The following is a 6517-nucleotide window of genomic DNA, read 5'->3' on the forward strand; positions in this document are numbered from 1 at the left end:
GTGTGAGGGTCAAGCGCGGCGGGGAACCGTCAGGCGGCGCTGCTGAGGGAGAGCTTCACGGCGAAGCCGAGGAAGAGGGCGCCGGCGGCGGAGGTGGCGCCGGCGGAGAGGCGCTTGCGGCGGCGGAAGGCGGCGGCGAGGCGGGTGCCGCCGAAGATCAGGGTGGTGAGGTAGAGGAAGCTGCCGAGCTGGAGCAGGGTGCCGAGGACCAGGAAGGAGAGCGCCGGGTAGGCGTAGGAGGGGTCCACGAACTGCACGAAGAAGGAGATCAGGAAGAGGATCGCCTTCGGGTTGAAGAGGCTGATGATCAGCGCCCGGCGGTAGGGGTGCTCGGCGGAGCCGCTCTCGGTGCCGTCGGCGCCGGCCTCGGCGGGTTCGCGGCGGGAGCGCCACATGTCCAGGGCCGCGCGGAGCATCCCGTACGCCATCCACGCCAGGTAGCCCGCGCCCGCGTACTTGACGATCGTGAAGAGGACCGGGGTGGTCTGGAGGAGGGAGGCCGCGCCGAGGGCGGCCAGGGTCATCAGGATCGTGTCGCCGGTGAAGACGCCGGCGGCGGCCTTGTACCCGGTCCTGGTGCCCTTGCGGGCGGCCACGGACAGCACGTAGAGCGAGTTCGGCCCCGGGAGGAGGATGATGAGGACGAGCCCGGCGAGATAGGTCGGCAGATCGGTGACACCCAGCATGGGCGGAGTGTCGCACATGCGTGCGGTGATGCGCTGTGATGTCTCACTCCTCCCGCTCCCGGACGTGCGGAAGGGGCGCCCGGGGGGGCCCGCGGGCCCTCCGGACGGGGGGGGAAAAGTACTGGGGGGGGCGCGGGGGGGCCCCCCCCCCCCCGCCGCCACCCCCAGCAGCGGCACCCCAGCACCGAGGAGCGACGATGCCGGCCCCCAGCACCACACTCAGCAAGACGGGCACCGCCCCTCACTCCCCACCGGACGGGACGGCCCCCCGCCCCGGGCGCGGACACCTCGCCCAGGCCCTGCGGCGCAACCTGACCGCCCACGGCTTCCTCATCGGCGCCGTCCTCTGCTTCGCGGTCTTCTCCTGGTACCCGATGGTCAGGGAGTTCCTGCTCGCCTTCCAGAAGACCGAGAGCGGCCGCACCACCTGGGTCGGCTTCGACAACTTCCGCACCGTCGCCGGCGACCCGGCCTTCTGGCAGGCATGGAGCAACACCCTCCTCTACACCGCCCTCGCCCTGGTCCTCGGCTTCGCCGTACCCTTCGCCGCCGCCCTCGTCATCAACGAGTTCCGCCACGGACAGGGCTACCTCCGGCTCCTCGTCTACCTCCCGGTGATGCTCCCGCCCGTCGCCGCCGTCCTCCTCTTCAAGTACCTGTACGACCCCGGGTACGGCCTCCTCAACGAACTCCTCGGCTTCCTGGGCCTGCCCGAACAGCAGTGGCTCCAGGACCCCGACCTCTCCCTGCTCGCCGTCGTCATCGCGTCCACCTGGATGAACATGGGCGGCGCCACCCTGATCTACCTCGCCGCGCTCCAGTCCATCCCCGGCGAGCTGTACGAGGCCGCCGAACTCGACGGCGCCGGCCTCCTCCGCAAGATCTGGCACGTCACCATCCCGCAGACCCGGCTCGTCCTCTCCCTGATGCTCCTCATGCAGGTCATCGCCACCATGCAGGTCTTCGTCGAGCCGTTCCTGCTCACCGGCGGCGCCGGACCCGAAGGGTCCACCACCACCGTCGTCTACCTGATCTACCAGTACGCCTTCAACTTCAACAACTACGGCGCCGCGGCCGCCCTCGGCCTGCTCCTGCTCGTACTCCTCGCCGGATTCTCGGCGGCGTACGTCAAGCTCAGCCGCGCCGAGGACGAGTAGGACCCGGGGAGACACACATGTCCACACGCACGCTCATCCCGCCGGCCCGGCTCGCCAGGCCCCGCGGCAAGGCGGCCTACCGCGCCGTCCTCGTCCTGGTCCTCGTCCTCTTCACCCTGGTCTTCCTCGGCCCCCTCTACTGGCTGGCGTCCAGCGGCTTCAAGGACGCCCAGGAAGTCGTCCAGACCCCGCCCACCCTGATCCCCGGCACCTTCGAACCCGCCAACTACAGCCGGGCCTGGGAGGTCATGGACCTCGCCACCCTCCTCCTCAACACGCTCTACTACGCCTTCGGCGCCCTCGCCTTCCAGCTCGTGTTCGACGTCGCCGCCGCGTACGCGCTCTCCAAGCTGCGCCCCGTGCTCGGCAAGGCGATCCTCGGCATGATGCTCGCCACCCTGATGATCCCGGCGACCGTCCTCGTCGTCCCCCAGTACCTCACCGTGCTCGACGTGCCGATCGTCGAACGCAACCTGCTCGACAGCCCGTGGGCGATCTGGCTGCCGTCCGTCACCAACGCCTTCAACATCTTCCTGCTGAAGCGCTTCTTCGACTCCATCCCCCAGGAACTGCTCTCCGCCGCCTCCCTGGACGGCGCCGGCCCCCTGAGGATCCTGTGGTCGATCGTCCTGCCGATCTCCCGGCCGATCCTCGGCGTCGTGTCGATCTTCGCGGTCGTCGGCGTCTGGAAGGACTTCCTCTGGCCGATGCTCACCCTCCCCGACCCGGCCAAGCAGACCCTCAACGTGGGCATCTACTCGCTCTCCAACGGGGTCCCCGTCAACGTCCTCATCGCGGCCCTCACCATCGCCTCGCTGCCGACGCTGATCGTCTTCCTCGTCTTCCAGCGGAACATCATGGGCGGCCTCACCGCAGGCGGCCTCAAGGGCTGAACCGCCCGCCCCTCCGCTCCCTCGTCCGCACACCTCCCTGCCCGAAAGGACCGTCCCGTGGCAGCCCCTTCCCCGACCCGCACCGCCGACTGGTGGCGCGACGCCGTCATCTACCAGGTCTACCCGCGCAGCTTCGCCGACGGCGACGGGGACGGCACCGGTGACCTCGCGGGCGTCCGGGCGAGACTGCCCCACCTCGCGGCGCTCGGCGTCGACGCCGTCTGGTTCACCCCCTGGTACGCCTCCCCGATGGTCGACGGCGGCTACGACGTCGCCGACTACCGCGCCATCGACCCCGCCTTCGGCACCCTCGACGAGGCCGAGAAGCTGATCGCGGAGGCCGCCGAACTCGGCCTCCGCGTCATCGTCGACATCGTCCCCAACCACGTCTCCGACCAGCACGCCTGGTTCAGGGAGGCGCTCGCCGCCGGCCCCGGCAGCGCGGCCCGCGCCCGCTTCCACTTCCGGCCCGGCCGCGGCGAGCACGGCGAACTCCCGCCCAACGACTGGCCGTCGCAGTTCTCCGGCACCACCTGGACCCGCGTCCCCGACGGCGAGTGGTACCTCCACCTCTTCACCCCCGAACAGCCCGACCTCAACTGGTCCCACCCCGACGTCCGCCGCGAACACGAGGAGGTCCTCCGCTTCTGGTTCGAACGCGGCGTCGCCGGCGTCCGCATCGACTCCGCCGCCCTCCTCACCAAGGACCCCGGCCTGCGGGACTTCACCGAGGGCGTCGACCCCCACCCGTACATCGACCTCGACGAGATCCACGACGTGTACCGCTCCTGGCGGGCGATAGCCGACGCGTACGGCGGCGTCTTCGTCGGCGAGGTCTGGCTCCCCGACGCCGAACGCTTCGCCCGCTACCTCCGCCCCGACGAGCTCCACACCGCCTTCAACTTCAACTTCCTCGCCTGCCCCTGGGAACCGGACCGGCTCCGCCGCACCATCGACGACACCCTCGCCGAGCACGCCCCCGTCCACGCCCCCGCCACCTGGGTGCTCTGCAACCACGACGTCACCCGCACCGCCACCCGCTACGGCCGCGCCGACACCGCCTTCGACTTCGCCGCCAAACGGTTCGGCACCCCCGCCGATCTGGAACTCGGCACCCGCCGCGCCCGCGCCGCCGCCCTCCTCACCCTCGCCCTGCCCGGCTCCGTCTACCTCTACCAGGGCGAGGAACTGGGCCTTCCCGAGGCCGACATCCCCCTGGACCGCATCCAGGACCCGATGCACTTCCGCTCCGGCGGCACCGACCCCGGCCGCGACGGCTGCCGGGTCCCCCTCCCCTGGGAGGCCGGGACCCCCTCGTACGGCTTCGGCGGCACCGATCCGTGGCTGCCGCAGCCCGCCGACTGGGCCCGCTACGCCGTCGACAAGCAGAGCGCCGACCCCGACTCCATGCTCACCCTCTACCGCACCGCCCTCGGACTGCGCCGCGTCGAGCCCGGCTTCGGAGACGGCGCCCTCACCTGGCTCCCGGCCGCCGACGGCGTTCTCGCCTTCACCCGGGAAGCGGGCCTGACCTGCGTCGTCAACCTCTCCGCAACGCCCGTGGACCTCCCCGCCCACACCGCGCTCCTCCTCACCAGCGGCCCCCTCGACCCCGACGGCACCCTCCCCGCGGACACCGCCGTCTGGCTGCGCGCCTGAGCCGCTCCCGCCACCACGAGAGAAACGAGAGAGCCCCGCATGGCCCACCCGTACGGGAGAGCGACGACGCTGGCCGCCGCCCTCCTCGCCCTCGGCACCGCCCTCACCGCCGCACCCGCCGCCACCGCGGCGGGGCCGGACCCCGCCCGGCCCGTCGTCACCCGCGCCGGCCTCGATCCGGCGCTCGTGGCCGGGCGGGGCGCCGAGGTCGCCTTCGACGAGCAGGAGGCGGAGAACGCCCGGACCACCGGCACCGTCATCGGCCCGGACCGCACCCCGTACACCCTCCCCTCGGAGGCGTCCGGCCGGAAGGCGGTCCGGCTCGTCCCCGGCCAGTACGTCGAGTTCGTCCTGCCCCGCGCCGCCAACGCCCTGACCGTCCGCTCCAGCATCCCGGACGCGGCCGGCGGCGGCGGGATCACCGCGCCCCTGGACGTCACCGTCGACGGACGCCACCGCAGGACGATGACGCTGACCTCGGAGTACTCCTGGCTCTACAACCAGTACCCCTTCACCAACGACCCCGCGGCCGACCTCCTCCACCCCGACTGGTGGCTCGCCGAGTGCGCCTGCGTCCCGGCCGCCACCACGCCCGCGCCCGTCGTCGACAAGCCCTTCCGGCCCACCCACTTCTACGACGAGCAGCGTCTGCTCCTCGGGCGGACCCACCCGGCGGGGGCGAAGGTCAGGCTCACGGTGCCGCCCGGCAGCCCCGCCGCCTGGACCGTGATCGACCTCCTCGACACCGAACGGGTCGCCCCGCCGCACGTCGAGCGCGGCGGGATCGACGTCCGCCTCCTCGGCGCCGACCCCACCGGCCGCCGCGACGCCGCGCCCGCCATCGAGCGGGCCATCGCCCTCGCCCGCCGCCTCGGCCGGCCCGTCTACCTGCCCCCGGGCACCTTCCGCGTCGACCGGCACATCACCGTCGACGACATCACGATCGTCGGCGCCGGGAACTGGCACACCGTCCTCAAGGGCCGCCAGGTCACCCTCGCGGAACCCGCTCCCGACGGCTCCCGCCACACCGGCGTCGGCCTCTACGGCAAGCCCGCGGCCGAGGGCGGCAGCCGCGGCGTCCACCTGCGCGGCTTCGCGATCGAGGGCGACGTCCGCGAGCGCGTCGACACCGACCAGGTCAACGCCATCGGCGGCGCCATGAGCGACTCCACCGTCGACGGCCTGTACCTGCACCACACCAAGGTCGGCCTCTGGTTCGACGGTCCCCTGCGGAACCTCCGGGTCACGAACAACATCATCACCGACCAGATCGCCGACGCCCTCAACCTCCACACCGGCGTCACCGACTCGCTCGTCCGCGACAACTTCGTCCGCAACACCGGCGACGACGGCATCGCCCTCTGGTCGGAGAAGACCTCAGACGCCCGCAACACCGTCGCGCACAACACCGTCCAGTCGCCCACCCTCGCCAACGGCATCGCCGTCTACGGCGGCGAGGACACCACCGTCACCGGCAACCTCGTCGCCGACCCCGTGCGCGAGGGCAGCGGACTCCACGCCGGCGCCCGCTTCGGCGCCGAACCCTTCACCGGCACCCTCCGCTTCACCGACAACACCACGGTCCGCGCCGGCACCCTCGACCTCAACTGGCGGATCGGCCTCGGCGCCCTCTGGTTCTACGCCCTCGACGGTTCGATCGACGCCGACGTGCGGGTCACCGGGGACCACTACCTCGACTCCACCCACAACGCGATCATGCTGGTCAGCGAGTACGGGGTGAAGGACCGCCACGGCATCCCGTCCGTCCACTTCGAGGACATCCGCGTCGACGGCACCGGCAACTCGGTCGTCAGCGCCCGCACGGCGGGCTCCGCGACCTTCGAGAACGTCGACGCCCGCAACGTCGGCGCGGTCGGCGTGAACAACTGCGGTTCCTTCCACTTCCCCGCCACCGGCTCCGAGTTCACGCTCACCGACCGCGGCGGCAACGACGGGGGCTGGCTGGCTCCCTGGCTGCTGCCCAACACCCTGACGTGCGGCGACCCCCCCCCCGGCGTCGCGCCCCCCGCCCCCCCCCCCCCGGTCGGACGCCCCCGGCGGCGGCGGCGCCCCCGGGGGCACCACCCCACCCCCGGGGACCCAAGGCGCCGACAACCAGAAA

The 6517-nt window shown here is 72.2% G+C and carries 5 protein-coding genes; 4 read left to right on the forward strand and 1 reads right to left on the reverse strand.

Annotation, left to right across the window (positions count from 1 at the left end; translation table 11 throughout):
* Positions 1-29 precede the first annotated feature (29 nt).
* Positions 30-686 (reverse strand): leucine efflux protein LeuE, encoded by a 657-nt coding sequence (leuE, locus tag ACFVU3_RS38680; RefSeq protein WP_390073486.1) that lies wholly within the window; start codon positions 684-686, stop codon positions 30-32.
* A 197-nt stretch (positions 687-883) separates the two neighbouring features.
* Between leuE and ACFVU3_RS38685 the strand changes: the two genes are divergently transcribed.
* The 4 genes from ACFVU3_RS38685 to ACFVU3_RS38700 form a co-directional block, all read left to right on the forward strand.
* Positions 884-1843, forward strand: coding sequence for a carbohydrate ABC transporter permease (locus ACFVU3_RS38685; RefSeq protein WP_390073487.1), 960 nt, complete (start codon positions 884-886; stop codon positions 1841-1843).
* A gap of 17 nt (positions 1844-1860) precedes the next feature.
* Positions 1861-2736 (forward strand): carbohydrate ABC transporter permease, encoded by an 876-nt coding sequence (locus ACFVU3_RS38690; RefSeq protein WP_390073488.1) that lies wholly within the window; start codon positions 1861-1863, stop codon positions 2734-2736.
* A 57-nt stretch (positions 2737-2793) separates the two neighbouring features.
* Positions 2794-4395, forward strand: coding sequence for a glycoside hydrolase family 13 protein (locus ACFVU3_RS38695; protein ID WP_390073489.1), 1602 nt, complete (start codon positions 2794-2796; stop codon positions 4393-4395).
* A 39-nt stretch (positions 4396-4434) separates the two neighbouring features.
* Positions 4435-6517 (forward strand): glycosyl hydrolase family 28-related protein (locus ACFVU3_RS38700; RefSeq protein ID WP_390073490.1); only part of this gene is annotated, 2083 nt, incomplete at its 3' end.

The organism is Streptomyces sp. NPDC058052 (genome assembly GCF_042885515.1).
In the GTDB taxonomy this organism is placed as follows: Bacteria; Actinomycetota; Actinomycetes; order Streptomycetales; family Streptomycetaceae; genus Streptomyces.